This is a genomic window from Sinomonas atrocyanea (assembly GCF_030811715.1).
GTDB classification, from domain to species: Bacteria; Actinomycetota; Actinomycetes; order Actinomycetales; family Micrococcaceae; genus Sinomonas; species Sinomonas atrocyanea_A.
The window spans coordinates 574606-595159 of the sequence record NZ_JAUSRH010000001.1 but is presented as its reverse complement, the minus strand read 5'-3'; the positions used below and the strand labels follow the sequence as shown (position 1 = coordinate 595159).

Annotated in this window: 22 protein-coding genes; 9 read left to right on the top strand and 13 right to left on the bottom strand. The window is 72.9% G+C overall.

Annotated features, from left to right (window positions below):
• Positions 1-186: 186 nt before the first annotated feature.
• The gene (locus J2W21_RS02920) at positions 187-336 is read right to left on the bottom strand and encodes a hypothetical protein (protein ID WP_307112991.1); all 150 of its coding nucleotides are present in this window, start codon (positions 334-336) and stop codon (positions 187-189) included.
• 86 nt (positions 337-422) lie between these two features.
• The gene (locus J2W21_RS02915) at positions 423-572 is read right to left on the bottom strand and encodes a lmo0937 family membrane protein (protein ID WP_307112990.1); all 150 of its coding nucleotides are present in this window, start codon (positions 570-572) and stop codon (positions 423-425) included.
• A 164-nt stretch (positions 573-736) separates the two neighbouring features.
• Between J2W21_RS02915 and J2W21_RS02910 the strand changes: the two genes are divergently transcribed.
• Entirely contained in the window at positions 737-1681 is a 945-nt protein-coding gene (locus tag J2W21_RS02910) for a S1C family serine protease (protein WP_307112989.1), read from the top strand.
• Positions 1682-1698: 17 nt separating this feature from the next.
• Here the strand turns inward: J2W21_RS02910 and J2W21_RS02905 are convergent, their stop codons facing one another.
• Positions 1699-2181: an NUDIX domain-containing protein gene (locus tag J2W21_RS02905; RefSeq protein WP_307112988.1), complete on the bottom strand. Its 483-nt coding sequence runs from the start codon at positions 2179-2181 to the stop codon at positions 1699-1701.
• A gap of 60 nt (positions 2182-2241) precedes the next feature.
• Between J2W21_RS02905 and J2W21_RS02900 the strand changes: the two genes are divergently transcribed.
• A complete protein-coding gene (locus J2W21_RS02900; RefSeq protein WP_307113015.1) occupies positions 2242-2982 on the top strand; it encodes a glycerophosphodiester phosphodiesterase family protein in 741 nt (246 codons plus the stop codon).
• A gap of 219 nt (positions 2983-3201) precedes the next feature.
• Complete coding sequence (locus tag J2W21_RS02895; RefSeq protein ID WP_307112987.1) at positions 3202-4860, top strand: alkaline phosphatase family protein; 1659 nt, start codon at positions 3202-3204, stop codon at positions 4858-4860.
• Positions 4861-4892: 32 nt separating this feature from the next.
• Here the strand turns inward: J2W21_RS02895 and J2W21_RS02890 are convergent, their stop codons facing one another.
• Positions 4893-5495, bottom strand: coding sequence for a TMEM175 family protein (locus tag J2W21_RS02890; protein WP_307112986.1), 603 nt, complete (start codon positions 5493-5495; stop codon positions 4893-4895).
• Between the two features lie 38 nt (positions 5496-5533).
• Here J2W21_RS02890 and J2W21_RS02885 point away from each other — a divergent pair, with 38 nt between their 5' ends.
• A complete protein-coding gene (locus J2W21_RS02885; RefSeq protein ID WP_307112985.1) occupies positions 5534-6649 on the top strand; it encodes a glycerate kinase in 1116 nt (371 codons plus the stop codon).
• Positions 6650-6749: 100 nt separating this feature from the next.
• Here J2W21_RS02885 and idi read toward each other — a convergent pair whose 3' ends face one another.
• Positions 6750-7286 (bottom strand): isopentenyl-diphosphate Delta-isomerase, encoded by a 537-nt coding sequence (gene idi, locus J2W21_RS02880; protein WP_307112984.1) that lies wholly within the window; start codon positions 7284-7286, stop codon positions 6750-6752.
• Positions 7287-7406: 120 nt separating this feature from the next.
• Positions 7407-8708: a uracil-xanthine permease family protein gene (locus J2W21_RS02875; protein WP_307112983.1), complete on the bottom strand. Its 1302-nt coding sequence runs from the start codon at positions 8706-8708 to the stop codon at positions 7407-7409.
• Between the two features lie 172 nt (positions 8709-8880).
• On the opposite strand from J2W21_RS02875, the gene J2W21_RS02870 reads away from it, so the two are divergent.
• On the top strand, positions 8881-9483 hold the full coding sequence (locus tag J2W21_RS02870; protein WP_307112982.1) for a malonic semialdehyde reductase: 603 nt from the start codon (positions 8881-8883) through the stop codon (positions 9481-9483).
• A 126-nt stretch (positions 9484-9609) separates the two neighbouring features.
• Here the strand turns inward: J2W21_RS02870 and J2W21_RS02865 are convergent, their stop codons facing one another.
• From J2W21_RS02865 to J2W21_RS02845, 5 genes are all read right to left on the bottom strand, one after another.
• Positions 9610-11100, bottom strand: coding sequence for an MFS transporter (locus J2W21_RS02865; protein ID WP_307112981.1), 1491 nt, complete (start codon positions 11098-11100; stop codon positions 9610-9612).
• Positions 11097-11564 (bottom strand): MarR family winged helix-turn-helix transcriptional regulator, encoded by a 468-nt coding sequence (locus J2W21_RS02860; RefSeq protein WP_307112980.1) that lies wholly within the window; start codon positions 11562-11564, stop codon positions 11097-11099. The genes J2W21_RS02865 and J2W21_RS02860 overlap by 4 nt, the downstream gene beginning before the upstream one ends.
• 134 nt (positions 11565-11698) lie before the next feature.
• Positions 11699-13351 carry a phosphoglucomutase (alpha-D-glucose-1,6-bisphosphate-dependent) gene (pgm, locus tag J2W21_RS02855; RefSeq protein ID WP_307112979.1) on the bottom strand — a complete coding sequence of 551 codons (1653 nt, stop codon included), beginning with the start codon at positions 13349-13351 and terminating at the stop codon, positions 11699-11701.
• A gap of 79 nt (positions 13352-13430) precedes the next feature.
• Positions 13431-13730 (bottom strand): protealysin inhibitor emfourin, encoded by a 300-nt coding sequence (locus tag J2W21_RS02850; RefSeq protein WP_307112978.1) that lies wholly within the window; start codon positions 13728-13730, stop codon positions 13431-13433.
• Positions 13727-14923, bottom strand: a complete 1197-nt coding sequence (locus tag J2W21_RS02845; RefSeq protein WP_307112977.1) for a M4 family metallopeptidase — start codon at positions 14921-14923, stop codon at positions 13727-13729. Before J2W21_RS02845 ends, J2W21_RS02850 begins: the two co-directional genes overlap by 4 nt.
• 132 nt (positions 14924-15055) lie before the next feature.
• On the opposite strand from J2W21_RS02845, the gene J2W21_RS02840 reads away from it, so the two are divergent.
• Positions 15056-15742: a DUF4190 domain-containing protein gene (locus J2W21_RS02840; protein ID WP_307112976.1), complete on the top strand. Its 687-nt coding sequence runs from the start codon at positions 15056-15058 to the stop codon at positions 15740-15742.
• Here J2W21_RS02840 and J2W21_RS02835 read toward each other — a convergent pair.
• Positions 15736-17226 (bottom strand): amidase, encoded by a 1491-nt coding sequence (locus J2W21_RS02835; protein ID WP_373423053.1) that lies wholly within the window; start codon positions 17224-17226, stop codon positions 15736-15738. The two genes, J2W21_RS02840 and J2W21_RS02835, sit on opposite strands and share 7 nt — an antisense overlap.
• 14 nt (positions 17227-17240) lie before the next feature.
• Here J2W21_RS02835 and J2W21_RS02830 point away from each other — a divergent pair, with 14 nt between their 5' ends.
• From J2W21_RS02830 to J2W21_RS02820, 3 genes are read left to right on the top strand one after another with little or no spacing between them, the layout of a single operon-like run.
• A complete protein-coding gene (locus J2W21_RS02830; RefSeq protein WP_307112974.1) occupies positions 17241-17567 on the top strand; it encodes a rhodanese-like domain-containing protein in 327 nt (108 codons plus the stop codon).
• 3 nt (positions 17568-17570) lie between these two features.
• Positions 17571-18506 (top strand): prephenate dehydratase, encoded by a 936-nt coding sequence (gene pheA / locus J2W21_RS02825; RefSeq protein ID WP_307112973.1) that lies wholly within the window; start codon positions 17571-17573, stop codon positions 18504-18506.
• Entirely contained in the window at positions 18499-19401 is a 903-nt protein-coding gene (locus J2W21_RS02820) for an arylamine N-acetyltransferase family protein (RefSeq protein ID WP_307112972.1), read from the top strand. The genes pheA and J2W21_RS02820 overlap by 8 nt, the downstream gene beginning before the upstream one ends.
• A gap of 39 nt (positions 19402-19440) precedes the next feature.
• Here the strand turns inward: J2W21_RS02820 and J2W21_RS02815 are convergent, their stop codons facing one another.
• The gene (locus J2W21_RS02815) at positions 19441-20487 is read right to left on the bottom strand and encodes a diacylglycerol/lipid kinase family protein (RefSeq protein ID WP_307112971.1); all 1047 of its coding nucleotides are present in this window, start codon (positions 20485-20487) and stop codon (positions 19441-19443) included.
• Positions 20488-20554 lie beyond the last annotated feature (67 nt).

Here is a 20554-nt window from a genome sequence, read left to right as displayed (position 1 = left end):
GGGGTCTCGCCCCCCTGCGCCCCCCGAGCGGGGGCGGGGGGGGGTGCTCCGGGGCGCCCACATCAAAGGTTCGGTACCCCCCCCCGCGGGCGGGGGGGCCCCCCCCCCCCCCCCCCCCCTCTCTGCGACCCTCGTCCTGGATCCCGGCTGGCTAGCCGGGCCGGGGCGCCGCCCGCCGCTAGCGCTTCACGCGCGCCGGTGCGACAGCTTCATCGTCCCGATGGTCATCAGCACGAGTGCGGCCCACAGGAACATGTAGACGCCGCCGCCGATGTCGACCAGCAGGCCCAGAACGAAGATGGCCAGCATCACGATGCCCCAGATGAACAGCTTCATCGACAACTCCCTTTGATCGCCCAGCATTCAGTTCCGAATGCCTCCATTATGGCGGGAGAGGGGGCACCCAACGCGGGCTGCGCCGGTCAGACCGCCTTGCGGCGCGTGACGAAGTGCACGATCAGGGCGATGACGGCGAGCACGATGAGGATGTGGACGATGCCTCCGAGGCTCGGAAGCGCGATGAATCCGAGGAGCCAGAGGACGAACAGAATGAGTGCAATCCAGAGCAGCACGGTGATCTCCTAAGGTCGGTGTACAACGTCTGGTTGTACAGCAGTCCATCTGTTTCCCTGCACGTGCGTGATCCAAACAAGCTTCTTCGCTCGGCCTTCCGACGCGCCCCGTTCGCCCCGCGCGATACCCGGCATGCGCGGGCCCTCTGCGGCGTTGGGGGAGCATGAGCGAGAACAGCGACGCCGGCCGCCTCGCCGAGGGGCCGGCCATGGACGCCTACTCCCAGGTCGTCACCGGCGTGGCCCGGCACCTGACCCCGCGTGTCGCCTCGGTGCGGACCGAGCGGGGGTCCGGGAGCGCCGTCGTGCTCACCGCGGAGCGGCACCTCGTGACGAACGCGCATGTGGTCGGGCGCCTCAACCACGGCGAGGTGGCGTTCGCGGACGGCACGGTCGGGCCGTTCGCCGTGGTGGGCCGCGACCCCCTCTCCGACCTCGCCGTCCTGCGCAGCGGCATCGACGTGCCCGAGCCGCCCGAGCTCGGCGACGCGGACACGCTGCTGGTCGGATCGCTCGTGGTTGCGGTGGGCAGCCCGCTCGGCCTCGAGGGCAGCGTCACGGCCGGAGTCGTGAGCGCGCTCGGGCGCTCGATCCCGGCCCGGGGGCGGACGGCGTCGCGCCTCATCGAGGACGTCATCCAGACCGACGCCGCACTCAACCCCGGCAACTCGGGCGGCGCCCTCGCGGACTCGCGGGGCCGCGTGGTGGGGATCAACACCGCCGTGGCCGGATTCGGGCTCGGCCTCGCCGTGCCGATCAACGCCACGACCCGGCGGATCCTCGACTCCCTCCGCCTCGACGGGCGCGTCCGCCGCGCCTATCTGGGACTCGTGAGCGTGCCGACGCCGCTGGAGGCGCGCTGGGCGGCCCGCACCGGGTCCCGGCGGGCGCTGCGCGTCGCCGAGGTGGTGGGCGGGAGCCCGGCGGAGTCCAGCGGCATCCGGCGCGGCGACCTCCTGCTCGCGATCAACGGCGAGCCCCTCAAGGACGCCCAGTCCCTCCAGCGGCACATGTTTGCCGAGGCCATCGGGCGGCGCACGGAGATCACCGTCCTCCGCGGGGAGGCCATGGTGGACGTCGTGACCGAACCCACAGAGCTCGCGGACTGAATGCGCTCGCGGACCGGCTAGAGGACCTCGACGCCGTCCTCGAGCTCGAGCGTGCGGGCCTCCGCGAGCCCGGTGAGCGCCGCCTCGATGTGCCGGGCACCGTGGTCGCCGAAGTACTCCCCGAACTCCTCCTCGCCCACGAACCGCCACTCGATGAGCTCCTCCTCCTGGAGGGTGACGGAGGCGCCCGCGGGGAGCGATCCGCCGTCGTACAGGAAGCTCAGCCCGTCCCCGACCGGGTCCGGGAAGGCCGAGTGGGCGATCAGCAGGAGGGCCCCTGGCTCGATGTCGAGCCCGAGCTCCTCGCGGCCCTCGCGGCGGGCGGCCTTGCGCGGGGCCTCGCCCGGATCCACGGTGCCGCCGGGCAGCAGCCAGCCGTCCCGGTAGTTGGGCTTGACGGCCAGGACGCGGCCGCCGCCGTCGCGGATCACCAGGCCCGCGGCGACCCGCCGTCGCGGAAGCGTGCGGAAGTATTCGCGGCTCGCGGCGCTCAGCTCCATGCCGCCAGCCTACTCGGGTGGAGGTAGCGTGGGGCCGTGCCGTTCTTCCACCCGGCCCCCATGGCCTTCGCGCACCGCGGCTTCTCCCCCGAAGGGCTCGAGAACACGCTCACCGCGTTCCGCGCCGCGTGGGACCTCGGATTCACCCACCTCGAGACGGACGTCCGGGCCACGCACGACGGCGCACTGGTCGCCTTCCACGACGAGCGTCTGGACCGCGTCACGGACCGGACCGGGGCCCTGGCCGAGCTGGACTGGTCCGCCGTGGCGGCCGCGAGGATCGGTGCCTCCGAGCGCGTGCCGCTGTTCGCAGAGCTCGTCGAGGAGCTGCCGGGGGCGTACGTCAACGTGGACGTGAAGTCGGCCGCCGCCGTGGCTCCCCTCGCCGGGCTCATCGAGCGGATGCGCCTGCACGACCGGGTGCTCGTCACCTCGTTCTCCGACGCGCGCCGCCGCGCCGTGCTGTCCCGGCTCTCCCGGCCGGTGGCGTCCTCGTCCGGCATCGAGTCCGCGGCCGTGATGCGGCTCCTCGGGGCGCCCCTTCCCGAGGCGCTGCTGCGCCGCGCGCTCAGGGGCATCGGCGCGCTCCAGGTGCCTGAGCACTTCCGGGGCCTCCGCGTCCCCACCCGCGGGTTCGTGGACCGCGCCCACCGCCTCGGCCTGCAGGTGCACGTGTGGACGGTCAACGAGGCCGCGGACATGCACCGGCTCCTCGACGCCGGCGTGGACGGGCTCCTCACCGACCGGGCCGACGTGCTGCGTTCGGTGCTCCAGGCGCGCGGGGCCTGGCCCCCGCGCTGATGGGGCGCTCTCTGCCGGAGCCAGCCCGATACGGAGAAGGTCCCCTGAGTTCCCGGTGAATCCTCTGGGAGCTGGGCGACGCCCAGCCGAACTCCGAGGGAACTCTCGCCTTGTGGCCGCCCAACCACCCCGGGCCCCCCGCCCGCGGTGGAAGCATCGCCTGCGGGCCGCCTGCCGGCGGCCGGATGCTGGGCGCCCAGGCGCCGGAAGGGAACCACCATGAAGACCACCACGAAACGGGCGGCCGCGGCCGTGCTCGGTGCGGCGCTGGCTACGGCAGGCGCGGCCGGCGCCGCCGTGGCCGCTCCGGCGACGTCCCACAGGGCGGCCTCGGACAAGCACGTCCTCCTGCTCTCTGTGGACGGCCTGCACCAGTCAGACCTCGACTGGTACGTCCGGAACCACCCGGGCTCGGCGCTCGCCCGCCTCGTCGGCCACGGCACGAGCTACACGAACGCCCAGACCCCCGTGCCCTCGGACTCGTTCCCCGGCATGGTCGGCCAGCTGACCGGCGGCAACCCCGGCACCACGGGCATCTACTACGACGACACGTGGAACCGTGCCCTCCTTCCCGCCGGCACCACGGACTGCGCCACGGCGAAGCCCGGCGCAGAAGTGGCGATGACAGAGGCGGCCGACAAGGACCAGAACGCGCTCGACGCCGGCCAGGGCCTGAAGGGGCTGCCGGACAGCATCCTGCAGATGACGGGCCAGCCCCGCTCGCTGCTGAACCCGGCGAGCCTGCCCGTGGACCCGACCACGTGCAAGCCGGTCTACCCCAACCAGTACCTCAAGGTGAACACGGTCTTCGAGGTCGCCAAGAAGGCCGGCCTGCGCACCGCCTGGTCGGACAAGCACATCGCCTACGACATCCTCAGCGGCCCCTCCGGCACCGGCATCGATGACCTGTTCGCACCCGAGATCAACTCGGATGCCTCCGCCGCGGGCTACCCCGCCGGCAGCGACTGGACGAAGGACAACGCCGCCACCCAGCAGTACGACACCTACAAGGTCCAGGCCGTCCTCAACGAGATCGGCGGCAAGGACCACTCCGGCACCCAGAACGCGGGTGAGCCCGGGGTCTTCGGCATGAACTTCCAGACCGTCTCGACGGCGCAGAAGCTCCCGACCTCGGACGGCATGGCCGGCGGCTACCTCGCCGACGGCGTGACCCCCGGGCCGCTCCTGACAAAGGCCCTGGACTACATCAACACCGAGGTCGGCAGGATGACCGACGCCATCGCCAAGACCCCGGACGCCAAGAAGACCACGGTGATCCTCTCCGCGAAGCACGGACAGTCCCCCACGGACCCTGCCGTGCTCAAGCGCGTCGACGACGGCCCCATCGTCGACGGCCTCAACGCCGCGTGGAAGGCCGCCGGCCACGCCGGCGACCTCGTCGCCTTCTCCACGGACGACGACATCATGCAGCTCTGGCTCACCGAGCACACCCAGAAGGCTGCCGACTTCGCCAAGCAGTACCTGCTCGCGCACTCCGCGGCCGGCAACGACATCAACAAGGCCCCCCTCACGGTCCAGGACTCCGGCCTGTCCGCCGTCTACGCCGGATCGCAGGTGGCCGACTTCTTCCACACGGCCGCCAACGACGCCCGCATCCCGGACATCTTCGGCATCGTCCAGCACGGCGTGGTCTACACGGGCGGCAAGGGCAAGATCGCGGAGCACGGCGGCGCCGACCCGCAGGACCGCCACGTCCCGCTCGTCGTCTCGCAGGGCGCGGATGCGACCGCATCGGCGGTCGCCGGCCCGGTCGAGACCACCCAGATCGCCCCGACGATCCTGCGCGAGCTCGGCCTCAACGCCCACGACCTCCAGGCCGTGCAGATCGAGGGCACCCGGGCGCTCCCGCAGCGCTGACTCCACGCGCGGCGGCGAGGGACGCGCCGCCCTCAGCTGCCGCCGTCGTCCGCGGAGGTGCCCTCGGCGACGGCCCGCTCGATCCGCCGGTCGGGGACGACCCACAGCGCCGCCACGGCCACGTAGGCGGCGGCGCTGATCCACACCGAAACGAAGGCCCCAGCGCACCCGGCCACGTACAGGGCCATGGACCACTTGCCCTTGGCGTCGTTGCGGATGGCCCGCGCGAGCCGGCTGCCGGCGCCCTGGAGGCGGATGAGGCGGGTCTGCAGGATCGTGTAGGAGACCGCGGCGGCCAGCAGGTTGATCCCGTACACGAGCACGGGCAGCTCCGCGAGGCTGCTCTCGTCCATCCAGCGCGTGGTGAACGGGACCACCGACAGCCAGAACAGCAGGTTCAGGTTGGCCCACAGTGCACCCCCGTCGATCCTGGCGGTGAGGTGCATGAGGTGGTGGTGGTTGGTCCAGTAGATCCCGATGTACACGAAGCTGAGCACATAGGTGAGCAGCGTCGGCAGGACCGCGGCGAGGCCGTGCAGGTCCGGGGTCTCGGGGGTCTTGAGCTCGAGCACCATGATCGTGATGGCGATGGCGAGGACGCCGTCACTGAACGCCTCGACGCGGTTGGTCTCCACGCGGACATTGTGTCAGCGGGTACTGGCAGGATGGTGCAATGCGCATCCTCATCGCCCCGGACAAGTTCAAAGGCTCGCTCACGGCCGCCGAGGCCGCCGACGCCATGGCCGAGGGTGCGCTGGCCGTGTACCCGGACGCCGAGATCGTCCGCGTCCCGGTGGCCGACGGCGGCGAGGGCACCCTCGAGGCGGCCGTCGCCGCGGGGTTCGAGGAACGCATCCGCGCCGTGACCGGGCCGCTCATCAAGCCCGTGGGTGCCGCGTGGGCGCTGCGCGGGGCCACCGCCGTGATCGAGACCGCGCAGGCGTCCGGCCTCGCGGCGCTCGGTGCCGATCCGGATCCCGAGACCGCCGGACGGGCCCACTCCTACGGTGCCGGGCAGCTGATCGCGGCGGCGCTGGACGCCGGGGCCACGGAGATCGTGATCGGGGTCGGCGGCTCCGCGATGACCGACGGCGGATCCGGCGCCCTGCGCGCCCTCGGGCTCCGGCCGCTCGACGCTGCCGGCAACGTCGTTCCGCTCGGCGGGGCCGCGCTCGCGGACATCGCCTCCCTTGACGCGTCCGCCCTCGACCCCCGGCTCGCCGCGGCCACGCTGCGCATCGCCGTCGACGTCCGCAACCCACTCGTCGGGCCGGACGGGGCGGCCCACGTCTTCGGCCCGCAGAAGGGCGCGGACCCCGAGACGGTGGAGGCGCTCGACGCCGGCCTGCGCACTTGGGCGAAGGTCCTCGCCGAGGCGACGGGGCGGGACGTCGACGTCCCCGGCGCGGGGGCGGCCGGCGGCTTCCCCTCGGCGTTCCTGGCCTTCACCGGGGCGCGGCTCGAGAGCGGGTTCGACCTCGTGGCCGAGCTCGTGGGGATCGATGCCCGCCTTGCCGGTGCGGACCTCGTGATCACGGGGGAGGGCTCGCTCGACGGGCAGTCGCTCACGGGCAAGGCCCCGATCGCGCTCGCCGACCGGGCGCGGGACCGGGGCATCCCCGTCATCGCGGTGGCCGGCCGCATCCTCGCCGAGCCGGGCCAGCTCGCCGAGCACGGCATCGAGGCGGCCGGCGCCCTGGTGGACCTCGCCCCGAGCCCCGCCGACGCGATCGCCCATGCCGCCCAGTACGTCCGCCGTGCGGTCGCGGAGCTCCTCGCCGGCGCCTGACGCGGCTCCTCGGCAGATTCTGCCCTGGCTTTCGGTCAAAGCCCCGTGCTGAAGCGCAGGGTTCTGTCCGAAGGCGAGGGTCAGCCCCGCCGGGGGACTCCTAGTCGCCCTGCGCGGCGAGGGCGTCGAGCTGCATGACGAGCCACGGGCTGAACGCGTAGGGCGCGGCGGCGACGGCGGCGCGGAAGTCGATCGGGTCGGACCACGCCCACTCGGCGACCTCGTCCGGGTTCTCCCGGGGGTCTGCCGCGGCGACGGCCCGGAAGACCGGGCAGACCTCGTACTCGACGATCCCGGACGCGTCCACCGCCCGGTAGCGGAAATCGGGCAGGACCGGCTCGATCGAGTGGACCTCGAGCCCGAGCTCCTGCTCGGCCCTCCGCCGGATCGCGTCCTCGAAGGTCTCGCCCGGGGCCGGGTGGCCGCAGAACGCGTTCGTCCAGACCCCCGGCCAGGTCTTCTTGGCGAGGGCCCGGCGGGTCACGAGCACCCGGCCATCGGGTCCGAACACGTGGCACGAGAACGCGAGGTGCAGCGGGGTGCTCTCGGTGTGGACGGTCGCCTTCGGGGCGGTGCCCAGGAGGGTGCCGTCCTCGTCGACGAGTTGGACCAGCTCTTCCGTGGGGGTGTCAGCCATGGGCCCATTCTTCCAGCAGCGGCGCGGGCCCGCGGCCGTGCGCCGCTGCTGGCGGCCACGGCTTACCGGCCGCCCGCCCGCCGGCCGCGGATCACTCGCCGCCCGCTCGCCGCCCGCGGTTCACCTGCTGCGGACGGCGGGCTCGGTGGCGTCGTCGGTCGCGGTGCCGCGCCAGCGGGCGAGCGCGCTCATGCCGTGGAAGACGATGAGTGCGGCGGCGGAGCCGAGCGCGATCCCCGCGAAGGCCAGGTCGCCGACCTTCCAGGTGTAGTCCGCGATGCCGACGATGAGCGCGACCGCGGCCGTGGTGATGTTCACGGGGTTCGAGAAGTTGACCCGGTTCTGCACCCAGATCTTCACACCGAGCACGCCGATCATGCCGTAGAGCATGGTCGCCGCGCCGCCGAGCACTCCCGCGGGGACGGTGGCGATGAGCTCGCCGAACTTGGGGGAGAAGCTCAGCAGCAGGGCCGTGACGCCGGCAACCCAGTAGGCCGCCGTCGAGTACACCTTGGTCGCGGCCATGACGCCGATGTTCTCGGCGTAGGTCGTGGTGCCCGAGCCGCCGCCGAGGCCGGCGAGGACGGTCGCGGCGCCGTCGGCCATGAGGGCGCGTCCGGCCATGTCGTCCAGATTCGCCCCGGTCATGGCCGCGACGCTCTTCACGTGCCCCACGTTCTCGGCGACGAGTACGAGGACCACCGGCACGAATAGGCCGAGCACGCCGAGGTGGAAGGCGGGGGTCTGGAAGTGCGGGAGCCCGATCCACGCGGCGGCGTCGATCTTCGAGAAGTTCACCTCGCCGCGCCACACGGCGACGATGTATCCGGCCACCACGCCGATGAGGATGCTCAGCCGGCCCAGGATCCCGCGGAAGAGCACGGAGACCAAGATGATCGCCAGCAGCGTGACGAGTGCCGTGACGGGGGCGGCGTCGAAGTTCTGCTTCGCCGCGGGAGCGAGGTTCAGCCCGATCAGCGCCACGATCGTGCCGGTGACCACCGGGGGCATGATCGCGTTGATCCAGTGCGCCCCGAACGCCTGGACCACGGCACCCACGGCGGCGAGCACCACGCCGGCCACCACGACGCCGCCGAGCGCCCCAGCGACGCCGAACTGCTGCTGCGAGGCGAGGATCGGGGCGATGAACGCGAACGAGGACCCCAGGTAGCTCGGCACCCGCCCACGCGTGACCACGAGGAACAGCAGCGTGCCGATGCCCGAGAAGAACAGGGTCGTGGCCGGCGGCATGTGCGTCAGGATCGGCACGAGGAATGTTGCGCCGAACATCGCCACGACGTGCTGCAGCCCGACGCCGATCGTGATCGGCCACGCGAGCCGCTCGCCGGGGGCCACCACCTCGCCGGGACGGACGGAGCGGCCGTCGCCGTGGAGCTTCCATCTGGTTCCGAGCAGGCTCATGGGGCGCCTTCCAAGCGTGGGGGAGCGGGGATGCCGCAGGACATCCTACTCGCTGGTCGGGAACGGTCCCGGGGTGTGGGCAACGTCACGCCTCCGGAAGGGATGCCCGGGGCGGGGGCGGCGGTTGTCAGGTTGATGAGGGCGGCCGCCGGGCCGCCGTGAGGAGACACGCATGAGCATCGCCCATCAGGAAGCTGCGCTCGACGCCGAAGCCGTCAACGCCCTCTTCGTCGAGGCCCGCACCGCCAACACCTTCACCGGGGAGGTGACCGACGAGCAGGCGCAGGCGATCTACGAGCTCGCGAAGTTCGGACCGACCGCCTTCAACAACCAGCCGATGCGCGTCACGTACGTCCGCACGCCCGAGGCGCGGGAGCGCCTCGTGTCCCACATGAGCCGCGGCAACCAGGCCAAGACCCTCGCAGCGCCGCTCGTGGCCGTCCTCTCCTTCGACACCGAGTGGCACGAGCGCTTCGAGACGTTCCTTCCGCAGGCCGCCGGGCTGAAGTCGATGTTCGACGACGACGTGGTCCGCTACGGCACCGGCCGCGACAATGCACACCTGCAGGCCGGGTACTTCATCCTCGCCGTGCGCTCGCTGGGGCTCGCCGCCGGCCCGATGACCGGCGCCGACTTCTCCGCGATCGACGCGGACTTCTTCGCCGAGGGCGGCCGCAAGAGCTTCCTCGTGGTCAACATCGGCCAGCCCGGCCCCGACGCCTGGGGCCCCGCGAAGACCAAGTTCGCCTACGAGGACGTCGTCGAGACCGTCTGAGCCCGCAGCACCCGAGAGGATCTGGCCGCCTGACCCGTAATGGGCCGGCGGCCAGATCCTCTTCCTGTTTCCCCGCGAGGTAACGCGGGGTCCCGTCCTCCCCGGTTTCCTCCCTGCTGGGGGCAGCTAGTTCCTCGGCGCGACCGCGGGCAGCGAGCCGGTCGTCGTGGCCGGCGGGTGTCGCGGGAGGCGGAGCGACGACCCGCGCTGCGGTGCGGGGGGCAGGGCTTCGGCGGCCGAGTTGCGGGCGGGTGCCGTCGGCTGCTGAGGTGCGGGCTCGCCGTCGTGCGCGGAAGGCGACCCCGGGACGGTGGAAGGCGACCCCGTGTCCTGGGCCCCGGCGGAGGCGAGGGCGGCGGCTGCGCGGGCCGCGCGCCGCTCGACCCAGACGGCGCGGACCTGGTCGCGGAGGGTCCCCTCGCCCCAGCGCGCGAGCGCCCAGATGCCGACGGCCCCGGCTACGAGCGCGGCGAGGCCGCCAGCCAGAACCGCCCAGCGGGTGCCGACCGCGTTCGCGAGCCAGCCGACGAGCGGAGCGCCGATTGGCGTGCCGCCCTGGATGACCGCCATGTACAGGGCGAGGACCCGCCCCCGGTACTGGGGCTCGGTGGTGAGCTGGACGATCGTGTTGGCGCTGTTGAGGAACGTCAGCGCCGTGACGCCGACGAACACGAGGACCACGGCATAGGAGAGGTAGCTGGGCATCGCGGCCGCGACGATCGTGGCGACGCCGAGCCCCACCGCGGCAGCCACGAGCAGCGTGAGCCGGGGCTGCTTCCGGCGCGCCGCCAGAAGCGCGCCCCCGAGCGTGCCGATGGCCTGGATGGATCCGAGGAGGCCGTAGGCGTCCGCGCCGGTGTGGAAGACGTCGGCCGCCATGAGCGCGTTGGTGACCTGGAAGTTGAGCGTGAACGTGCCCACGAGCCCGGCCATCACCAGGATGAGCAGGATCCTCGGCTCGGTGCGCACGTACCGCACGCCCGCCATGATCTGGCCCTTGCCCCGCGGCAGCGGCGGCGTGCGGTGCAGGAGGTCTACCCGCAGGCGAGTGAGCGAGAACAGGACGCCGAGGAAGGTCGCGGCGTTGAGCATGAACACCCAGCCCGTGCCGATGAGGCCGATCAGCACGCCCGCGACGCCGGGTCCCGCGAGCCGCGCGAGGTTGAAGGAGGCCGAGTTGAGTGCCACGGCGTTGGGCACGTCGGCGCGTCCCACGAGCTCCGAGACGAAGGCCTGGCGCGGCGGGGCGTCGAAGGCGCTGGCCACGCCGAGCAGCAGCGCGATCGCGTAGATGTGCCACAGCTGCGCCACGCCGGTGAGCACGAGGACGCCCTGCACGAGCGCGAGCAGCCCCATCGCGGTCTGCGTGGCGAGGAGGAGCTTGCGCTTGTCGAGGCGGTCCCCGAGGAGGCCGGCGTAGGGGCCGAGGAGCAGGATCGGCAGGAACTGCAGGCCGGTGGTGATGCCCACGGCCGCGCCGTCATGGTTGGTGAGCTGGGTCAGGACGAGCCAGTCCTGGGCCACGCGCTGCATCCAGGTCCCCACATTGGAGACGAGGGCGCCGGCGGCCCAGAGGCGGTAGTTGGGGTGCTGGAGTGCGCGGAACATGCTGCTCATCGGGCCGTCATCTCCAGCAGCAGCTCGGCGGCGCGGTGCAGGGCGGCCTGGTCTCCGGGCGGGAGCGCATCGAGGCGGCTCGCGAGCCACGCGGAGCGCAGCCGCCGGGACTCCTCGAGGACCGCGCGGCCGGCGTCGGTGAGTCCGACGACGACGAGCCGTCCGTCCGTCGGGTGCTCCGCCCTCGCGACGAGCCCGCCCTCGCACAGGTGGTTCACGGTGCGCGTCATGCTGGGTGCCTGGACGTGCTCGATGTCCGCGAGCTGGCGCATCGTGAGCGGGCCGCGCTTTCCGAGGACGGACAGGACTGAGTTCTGGCCGGGGCTGACGACGTCGCTCGTCGCCTGCGTCCGCAGGACGCGGGACGTGCGCATGATGGCGACACGCAGTTCGGCGGCGAGCTCGAGGATGTCGGGGGAGGCAGAGGTGTGGGATTCGACGTCAGTGAGGTTCGGGGGAGTCATCGGTCCTTAGCATAGCTCATTACCCGCGCTAAGGATATGACCGCGGTCACCCCACAGCCAGCTGGGGGTCACCTTCTGGAGGCCACACGTGGTGACTCCCAGGAGGCGACCCCCAGAAGGTGACTTTCAGGTGGTCAGGCGATGACGGAGTCGACGAGCGCCTTCGCCTCGGCCTGCACCTGCTTGAGGTGGTCGTCGCCCTTGAAGGACTCGGCGTAGATCTTGTAGACGTCCTCGGTCCCGGACGGGCGGGCGGCGAACCACGCGTGCTCGGTCGTGACCTTCAGGCCGCCGATCTTCGCCCCGTTCCCCGGGGCCTCCGTCAGCTTGGCGGTGATCGGCTCGCCGGCGAGCTCGGTGGCGGTGACGTCGCTCGCGGACAGCTTGCCGAGCTTGGCCTTCTGCTCCCGCGTCGCCCCGGCGTCGATCCGCGCGTACGACGGCGACCCGTACTTCGCGGTCAGCTCGCCGTAGAGCTCGCTCGGCGACTTCCCCGTCACGGCCCTGATCTCGGAGGCGAGGAGGTTCAGGAGGATGCCGTCCTTGTCCGTGGTCCAGACGCCGCCGTCCCGCTTGACGAAGCTCGCCCCCGCGGACTCCTCGCCGCCGAACGCGCCCTGGCCCGAGAGCAGGCCGGGCACGAACCACTTGAAGCCGACCGGCACCTCGACGAGCTTCTTGCCGAGGCCCTCGGCCACGCGGTCGATCATGGACGAGCTCACGAGCGTCTTGCCGACCACGGTGTCCGGCCGCCAGCCGGTGCGGTGGCGGTAGAGGTAGTCGATGGCCACCGAGAGGTAATGGTTGGGGTTCATGAGCCCGCCGTCGGGGGTGACGATGCCGTGCCGGTCGGCGTCGGCGTCGTTGCCCGTGGCGATGTCGTAGCCCGCGCCCTGCGAGACCTTCTGGATGAGCGAGGCCATGGCGAACGGCGACGAGCAGTCCATGCGGATCTTCTCGTCCCAGTCCAGGGTCATGAACGCCCACTGGGGGTCCACCGTCGGATTCACCACGGTCAGGTCGAGGTGATGGCGCTCGCCGATCTCGCCCCAGTAGTCCACGGAGGCCCCGCCCATCGGGTCGGCCCCGATGCGCACGCCGGCGTTGCGGATCGCCTCGATGTCCAGCACGAGGGGCAGGTCGTCGACGTAGGAGGAGAGGAAGTCGAACTGGCCCGTGGAGTCCGCGGCCAGCGCGTCGGCGAGCTGGACGCGGTGCACGCCCGCGAGGTCCGCCTCGAGGAGCTCGTTGGCCCGGTTGGCGATCCACCCGGTCGCGTCGGTGTCGGCGGGGCCGCCGTGCGGCGGGTTGTACTTGAAGCCGCCGTCGGAGGGCGGGTTGTGGCTCGGGGTCACGACGATCCCGTCCGCCCGGCCCGGGTCGTCCTCGGCGCGGCCGGCGTTGTACTTCAGGATCGCGTGGCTCGCCGATGGGGTCGGCGTGTAACCGTGGCGGGCGTCGACGAGGACCTGCACGCCGTTCGCGGCGAGGACCTCGAGCGCGGTGTTGGTGGCCGGCTCGGAGAGGGCGTGGGTGTCCTTCGCGAGGAACAGGGGGCCCCGGATGCCCTGCCCGGCGCGGTACTCCACGATCGCCTGGGTAATGGCGGCGATGTGCTTCTCGTTGAAGGAGGCCTTGAGGCTCGAGCCGCGGTGGCCGGACGTCCCAAAGGCCACGCGCTGGCCGGGGTCGCTCAGGTCCGGGGACACGTCGTAGTACGCGTCGAGGAGCGCGGTGATGTCCACGAGGTCGCTGGGAAGGGCTACGGTGCCTGCTCGGTTCGCCATGTGCCTAGCTTTGCAGAGAAGGCCAACAAAGGGTGGCGACTCGGTGAAGATTTCGCCCTGTCTCCCGCCCGGCGGCCGGCTACTTGCCTTCGGCAAGGACCTTCTCGGCCAGCTGGCGCAGGGCGCCCCGCAGCGTGGCGTCGGGGACGTCGAAGCGTTCGCGTCCGAACCTCAGGGTCCACTGGAAGGCGTCCCGGACGCGCGGGGGAGCCTGCGGGGCCGGAGCCGCGGGCAGCCGCCCCCGCTCGCTGCGCGCCGCCCTGTAGAGGGAGGCCCACTCGTCGTCGGCGGGCTCCCGGGCCCCACGCACCCGAAACTCGACCCGGCCGCGCCGCGGGATGCCGGCGACGCCGCCGGAGCGGATGACCTCGACCCTCATCGCCCCTCCTGGCGTCCTGGTGCCTTCCTCGGCGCCCGGGCGCCGTTCTCGCCGAGCCGCACCGTGATCCCGACCCCGCGCCATCCGGCGCGCACGGCCTTCTCCTCGGCCGACTCCCGCCCGAACAGCGTCCGGGCCACACGCACAGTCTCGCGCGCGAATCCGCGGAAGTCGACGTCGAGGGGGAGCCTGCCCAGCACGATGGTCTCGAACCAGACGCGGCCGGCCCGCTCCCACGCGTGGCCGCCGAGTGCCTCGGCCGCGAGGTAGAACGCACGGTTGGGGATGCCGGAGTTCAGGTGCACGCCGCCGTTGTCCTCGCGGGTGCGCACGTAGCCGTCCATGTGGGCCGGCTGCGGGTCCCGGCCGAGGGCGGGATCGTCGTAGGCGGTGCCAGGTGCCTTCAGGGAGCGCACCCCGACTCCCTTGATGCCGGACAGGAAGATTCCGTCCCCCACGATCCAGGTGGCCGTCTCCGCGGTGTCGCCGCGCGCGTACTGGTCCACGAGCACGCCGAACACGTCCGCGAAGGACTCGTTGAGGGCCCCGGCCTGGCCCTCGTAGGCCAGGTCGGTGGTGTGCTGAAGCAGCCCGTGGCCGAGCTCGTGGGCAATGATGCTCAGCGATCCCGTGAAGGGCCCGAACACCCTCCCGTCGCCGTCCCCGAAGACCATCCGGGACCCGTCCCAGAACGCGTTGTCGTAGCCCACGCCGTAGTGCACTGTTCCTTCGAGTGCAAGCCCGGCGCCGTCGACGCTCGAGCGGTGGAGGATCTGCTCGAGGAACCGATGGGTCTCTCCGAGCCCGTCATAGGCCCGGTTGACGTCTGCATCCGCCACCGGATCCTGTCCCTCCTTGCGCACGAGCCGGCCGGGGAGGTCCTCGGTGGTCTCCGCGTCGCTGATCTCGCGATGGAGCGCCCCGGCTGCTACGCGGATGCTGCGCTGGTCCTCGCGCGGCTGGCCGCGGCGCCGCTCGCGGAGCCGGGCGTCCTCGAGCAGCGTGCGGCGCGCGAGCTCGGCGACGGCCTCGAGCCCGCGCGTGTCTGCCGCGAATCCGTTGGCGGGCCCCTCCCCCGAGAGCGCCCGCGCTCGCCGTTCGCCGAAACCCGCGAGGCGCTCGAGCAGGTACGGCGGGACCGCGCCCTGGTGCCGGCGCGGACGGCCGCCCCTTGCTGGGTACGTGCTGGACATCGTCGTTCCCCTTCCGCTGCGAGATGGGCCCAGCATGGCACCGGGCACCGACAGTTTTCAGGCGCCCGAGACCGGCCCCGGCGGGTAGGCTGGGACCACGTCGCAGGCATGGAGTCGGGGGAGGGGCATCTGATGTCGGAGCAGCCGGAGCGCCGGGACGAGGGCGCACCGCAGGAGGGCCAGCCGGAGGTGGCCGCCACGGAGGCGGGACGCGCCGAGCGGCCCCGCTACACCCCGCCGTCGTACGTCCCTCCGGTCACCCTGGACAAGGACCGCGGCAACCCCACCGAGCCGATTCCCTCCAACCCCACCGAGCCGCTGCCGCCGGGAGCCCCGCCCCGCCCGGCGACGCACCAGCCGCCTGCCGCCGGGCAGCCCCGGGGAGGCGCGCCCCAGCCTTCCTACCCGCCGTCCCCCGCATTCGGCCAGCAGCGTCCCGGCCCCGCCTACCCCGGCACCGCGTATCCGGTGCAGGGGTACCCCACCCAGCAGCCTTACGCCGCCCAGCAGCCCTACCAGGTCCAGCCGCCCTACCCGAACTCGCCGGGCCAGCCGTTCTACGTGGCCCAGGCACCGCGCGGACTGAGCATCGCCGCGATGGTGTGCGGCATCTCCGTGTTCGTGGGCTTCGGGTTCCTCGTGCTCCCGCAGATCGCCGCCGTGATCCTCGGCCACCTCGGCCTCGCCCGGGAGCCCGCCGGCCGCGGCATGGCGCTCGCCGGCCTCATCATGGGCTACGTCGGCATCGCGCTGACCGTCGCGTTCCTCGCCTTCTTCATCTTCGTGCTCAGCATGGCCCCGGCCCGCTCCAACTACTGACGAAGCCCCGGCGCGGGCACGTGGAGCATCCGCGCCACCTGCAGCAGCAGCCCCTCTGAGCCGGGCCTCCCCACGGCCTGGACGCCCATCGGCAGCCCTTCCTCGGTCCAATGCGTCGTGGCCACCACGGCCGGCAGCCCGCACACATTCACCCAGGAGGACCAGGGGGCGAACTCGCACTGCCGGCGGTAGTCGTCGTCGGCCGTCCCGCGCCACTCGGGGCCGGCGAACCAGCCGACCGGCCGCGGCGTCTGGGCCAGCGCGGGGGAGAGGAGCACGTCCCACTCGGAAAGCTGCGCCAGCATGTCGCGCTCGAACTGGCGCAGGAACGCGAGCGCCTCGTCGAGCTTGGCGGCGGAGCGCTGCTGCGCCCGGCGGCGGAAGGAGCGCGTGAGCGGGGTCAGGAGCGGCTCCCGTTCGGGGCGGATCCTCGCGGTTCCGACCCCCGCAGTCCACGCTGCGGTGAACGCGTCCGGGTAGCGGTTGTCGAACCGGGGGTCGGCCTCGACCACGAGGTGCCCGGCATCGGCCAGCGCCTCCGCGCCCCGGCGCAGCGCCTCGAGCGCTTCCGGCTCCGGCTCGATGCGGTAGCGCGCGTCCCACGGGCTCGACAGCCCCACGGCGACCCTCAGCCGCCCCGGTTCGCGCACGACGGCGTCGGCGTACGTCCCGGCGTGCCTTCCGTGATGCGGGTGGTCGCCCGCCGCTCGCCCCGAGGGGTCGGTGCCGGCGACGAGCGCGTCGAGGAGCAGCGCCGCGTCCTCCGCGGAGCGCGCGAGCGGACCGGCGACGACGAGGCGCGCGGCATCCCCCGCGCTCTGCCCCGAGGGGATGAGCCCGCGGCCGGCCTTGAGTCCCACGATCCCGCACGCGGCGGCCGGGATGCGCACGGACCCTCCGCCGTCGGAGCCGGGCGCGAAGGGCACGAGGCCCGCCGCGACGGCCGCGGCCGAGCCGCCCGAGGACCCGCCGGAGCTGAGCGCGGGCCCGTGCGGGTTGCGCGACGGGGGCGCGATCCGGTTCTCCGAATAGGCCGTCAGCCCGAACTCGGGCACCTGCGTCTTGCCCAGGGACACCACGCCGGCGGAGCGCAGGAGTGCAACGAGGGGGGAATCCTCGGGCGCGGGCCGGGCGTCGAGGGCCGCCGACCCGTGGGTCGTCGGCACGCCGGCGACGTCGGTGAGGTCCTTGAACGCGGTGGGCATCCCGTGCAGCGGCCGCAGCTCGCCGAGGCGGCCCGAGCGGGCGAGGCGCGCGCGCAGCGCGTCGGCGGCAGCAGCGGCGTCGTGCGCCTGCTCCGCGGTGACGGTGAGGAAGGCGCCGAGCAGGCGGTTCTCCGCCTCGATGCGGGACAGGAAGTGCGCCGCGGCCTCCCGCGCCGAGAGCGCGCCCGAGCGGAGCGCGTCGCGGAGGCCCACCGCCCCGAGGGCCGCGATCCCGGCGTCGACTGTCACCGGCCCACTATAGGCTGGAGGGACAAGCATCTCCGGAGGCGAAAATGTCTGATTTCGAGACCGTCCGCGTCGAGGCCCTGCCCGCTGGCGGCACCCTGCTCGACGTACGCGAGGACTACGAGTGGGAGGCCGGCCACGCCGCGGGCGCCGTGCACATCCCGCTCGAGCAGCTGCCGGCCCGGCTCGACGAGCTCGACCCGGACGACGACCTGCTCGTCATCTGCCGCACCGGCGGCCGCTCGGCCCGGGCCACCCAGTGGCTCGTGGCGAACGGCTACTCGGCCTTCAATGTCGCCGGGGGCATGGACGCGTGGCTCACCGCGGGCCGGCCCCTCGTGGCCGAGAACGGCCAGCCCCCCACGGTGCTCTGAGCTGTGCGGTACACCTTCCTGGGTCCCGAGGGGACCTTTACCGAGGCCGCCCTCCTCAAGGTCCCCGGCGCCCGCGACGCCGCGCGCGTGGCCGCCACGAACGTCAACGCGGCCCTCGACGCCGTCCGCGCCGGCACCGCCGACGCCGCCATGGTCCCCATCGAGAACTCGGTCGAGGGCGGCGTCACCGCGACCCTCGACGCGATCGCCACCGGGCCCGAGCTGCGCATCGTGCGCGAGGAGGTCGTGCCCATCACGTTCGTGCTCGTCGCCCGGCCGGGCACGCGGGCGGCGGACCTGCGGCGCATCTCCACGCACGGCCATGCGTGGGCGCAGTGCCGCGGCTGGGCCGCCGCGAACGCGCCCGACGCCGTCCACCTCGCCTCGAGCTCGACCGCTGCGGGGGCGCTGGCCCTCCTCGACCCGGCCTCCCGCCCGGGGGATGCCGCGATCTGCGCGCCCATCGTGGCCGAGGAGCATCCCGAGCTCGAGGTCCTCGCGTCCGACATCGGCGACAACCCCGGAGCGGTCACTCGCTTCGTCCTCGTGTGCCGGCCGGGATCCCTCCCGCCGCGCACGGGAGCGGACAAGACGTCCGTAGCCGTGCCGCTGCCCGAGGACCGGGCCGGAGCGCTCATGGAGATTCTCGAGCAGTTCGCCGCCCGCGGCGTCAACCTCTCCCGCATCGAGTCCCGGCCCACGGGCCAGTACCTCGGGCACTACTTCTTCTCGATCGACGTGGATGGGCACATCCAGGACGCCCGGATCGCCGACGCGCTCGCAGGCCTGCACCGCATCAGCCCGCAGATCCGCTTCCTCGGCTCCTACCCGCGGGCAGACGGCGCGCGGCCGGTCGTCAGGGACCATGTCACCGACCACGCCTTCGCATCCGCGCGGGGCTGGGTCGACGGGATCCTCGGCGGCGGCCACGATGGCTGAGGGCCGCGGGCGGACGAGCGCGGGGGAGGCGCGCTTCCTGTCGGCGTACTTCGCGCGCATCGGCTACACCGGGGACGCCGCCCCGGCGCTCGCGAACATCGCCGCGGTCCATGCCCACCACACCCGCGCCATCCCGTTCGAGAATCTGGCCCCCGCCACCGGGGCGCCGGTCGACATCACGGACGAGGGGATCGAGTCCGCGCTCGTGGCGAGCAGCCGCGGCGGGTACTGCTTCCAGCACGCGGGGCTGCTCTCCCGCGCCCTCGGCGCGATGGGCGTGGACGGCGTCGAGAACCACCTGTGCCGGGTCTACTGGGGGCACGAGCCCGGCACGGGCGCCCCCGCCCGCACCCACCAGGCCACCCTCGTCGAGGCCGAGGGCAGCCGCCACCTCGTCGACGCCGGCTTCGGCGGGTTCAACCCCTCGGGCCTCCTCCCGCTCGGGCTCGCCGCGGAGGAATCCGCGGTCGCGACGCCGCTCGGGACGTTCCGCGTGGTCGACGTCGCCGTGGCCGGCCTGCCCGCGGGCGACACCGCCGGCGTCGACCTCATGGTCCAGGCGCGGCTGGGGGAGCGCTGGGCCAACCTGTACGGGGTGGGCCTCGGCGCCCACGCCCCGGCCGACTTCCAGGTCGCCAACTGGTACGTCTCGACCTCCGCCGTCCCGCCGTTCACGCGTTCGCTCATGTTCTCGATCCGCACCGAGACCGAGCGGATCACCCTCGCCAACCTCGAGCTCGCGGTACGCACGTACACCCCGGACGGCGCGTCCACCGTCGCCAGACACACGCTCGGCAGCGCCGGAGAGCTCCGTGAGGCAGCCCGCGAGCTGTTCCGCATCGACGACCCCGGGCTGGACTGGGACCGGGCCTACCGGGTGGCGGCACAGGCGTAGGCGGGCGGGCCGCACGAGGCGGCAGGGCGGCGTCGTGCGTCAGGCCACCCGGACGAGCAGGCTCGCGGGGTGCACCTCGACATCGACCCGCGTCGCGGAGCCGACCACGTCGCCGTCCACCTGCGCCTGGATCGGCTCGGGGACACGGATGGCCACCTTGTGCGCGCCGTAGAACTGCATGACCGGCAGCTGCCGCTTGTGCTGGACCATGATCTTCACGTACATCGCGATCCAGCCGATGAGGCTGCGGGGGCTCATGACGGCGACGTCGAGCACGCCGTCGTCGATGAACGCGTCCGGGATGAAGTCCACCCCGCCGGGCAGCTTCGAGCAGTTCGCGAAGAGGACGCTGCGCACTCGGCGGGTCTGGAAGTCGCCGCCGTTGAGCGAGATCTCGACGCGGCGGCGGCGCTGGCCCGGCATGTGCCGGATGCCCGCCTCGGTGTACGCCATCCAGCCGACCACGCGCTTGAGGTCCTCGCTCGTGTCGTTGAGGATCTCGGCGTCCATGCCCACGCCCGCGATCACCAGGAACAGGTGCGTGGAACGCGTGCCGTCGGGGGCCGTGAGGACCAGGGAGGCCGTGTCGATGTGCCGCTGCCGGCCGAAGACCGCGGTGTGGACGCACTGCGCGAGCCGGGTGACGTCCAGATCGAGGTTGCGCGCCAGGAGGTTGCCGGTCCCGAGGGGGACGAGCCCGAGGGCCGTGTCCGTGCCTGCCAGCACCTCTGCGACCGCCCGCACCGTCCCGTCGCCGCCGCAGGGGATCACGACGTCGGCCCCCGCCTCGAGCGCCCGGCGCGCCGCGGTGTAGCCCGGGTCGGCCTTGGTGGTGTGGAAGACGAGCGGCTCCGCCCATCCGGCGCCCCGGCACGCGGCCTCGATGAGCATCCGCGCCTCGTCGGCGCGCTCCTTGATGGGGTTGAGCACCACCGCGACCTGCTGGGGCCCCGCCGGCGGCGGCCCTGCGGGCTCGGCCATGGCGCTGCGGGCGTGCTGCTCCTTGAGCCGGCGTACGCCCCACCAGCTGGCGACCGCGACGCCGCCAGCGGCGGCTACAGCACCCGCAATGATCCACCCGCGCATGATGCTCTCACTCTAACCCGGCCCGCATGCGCCCCCGTCCGCGCGCAGTGCCGTCGGCCGAGGGCCT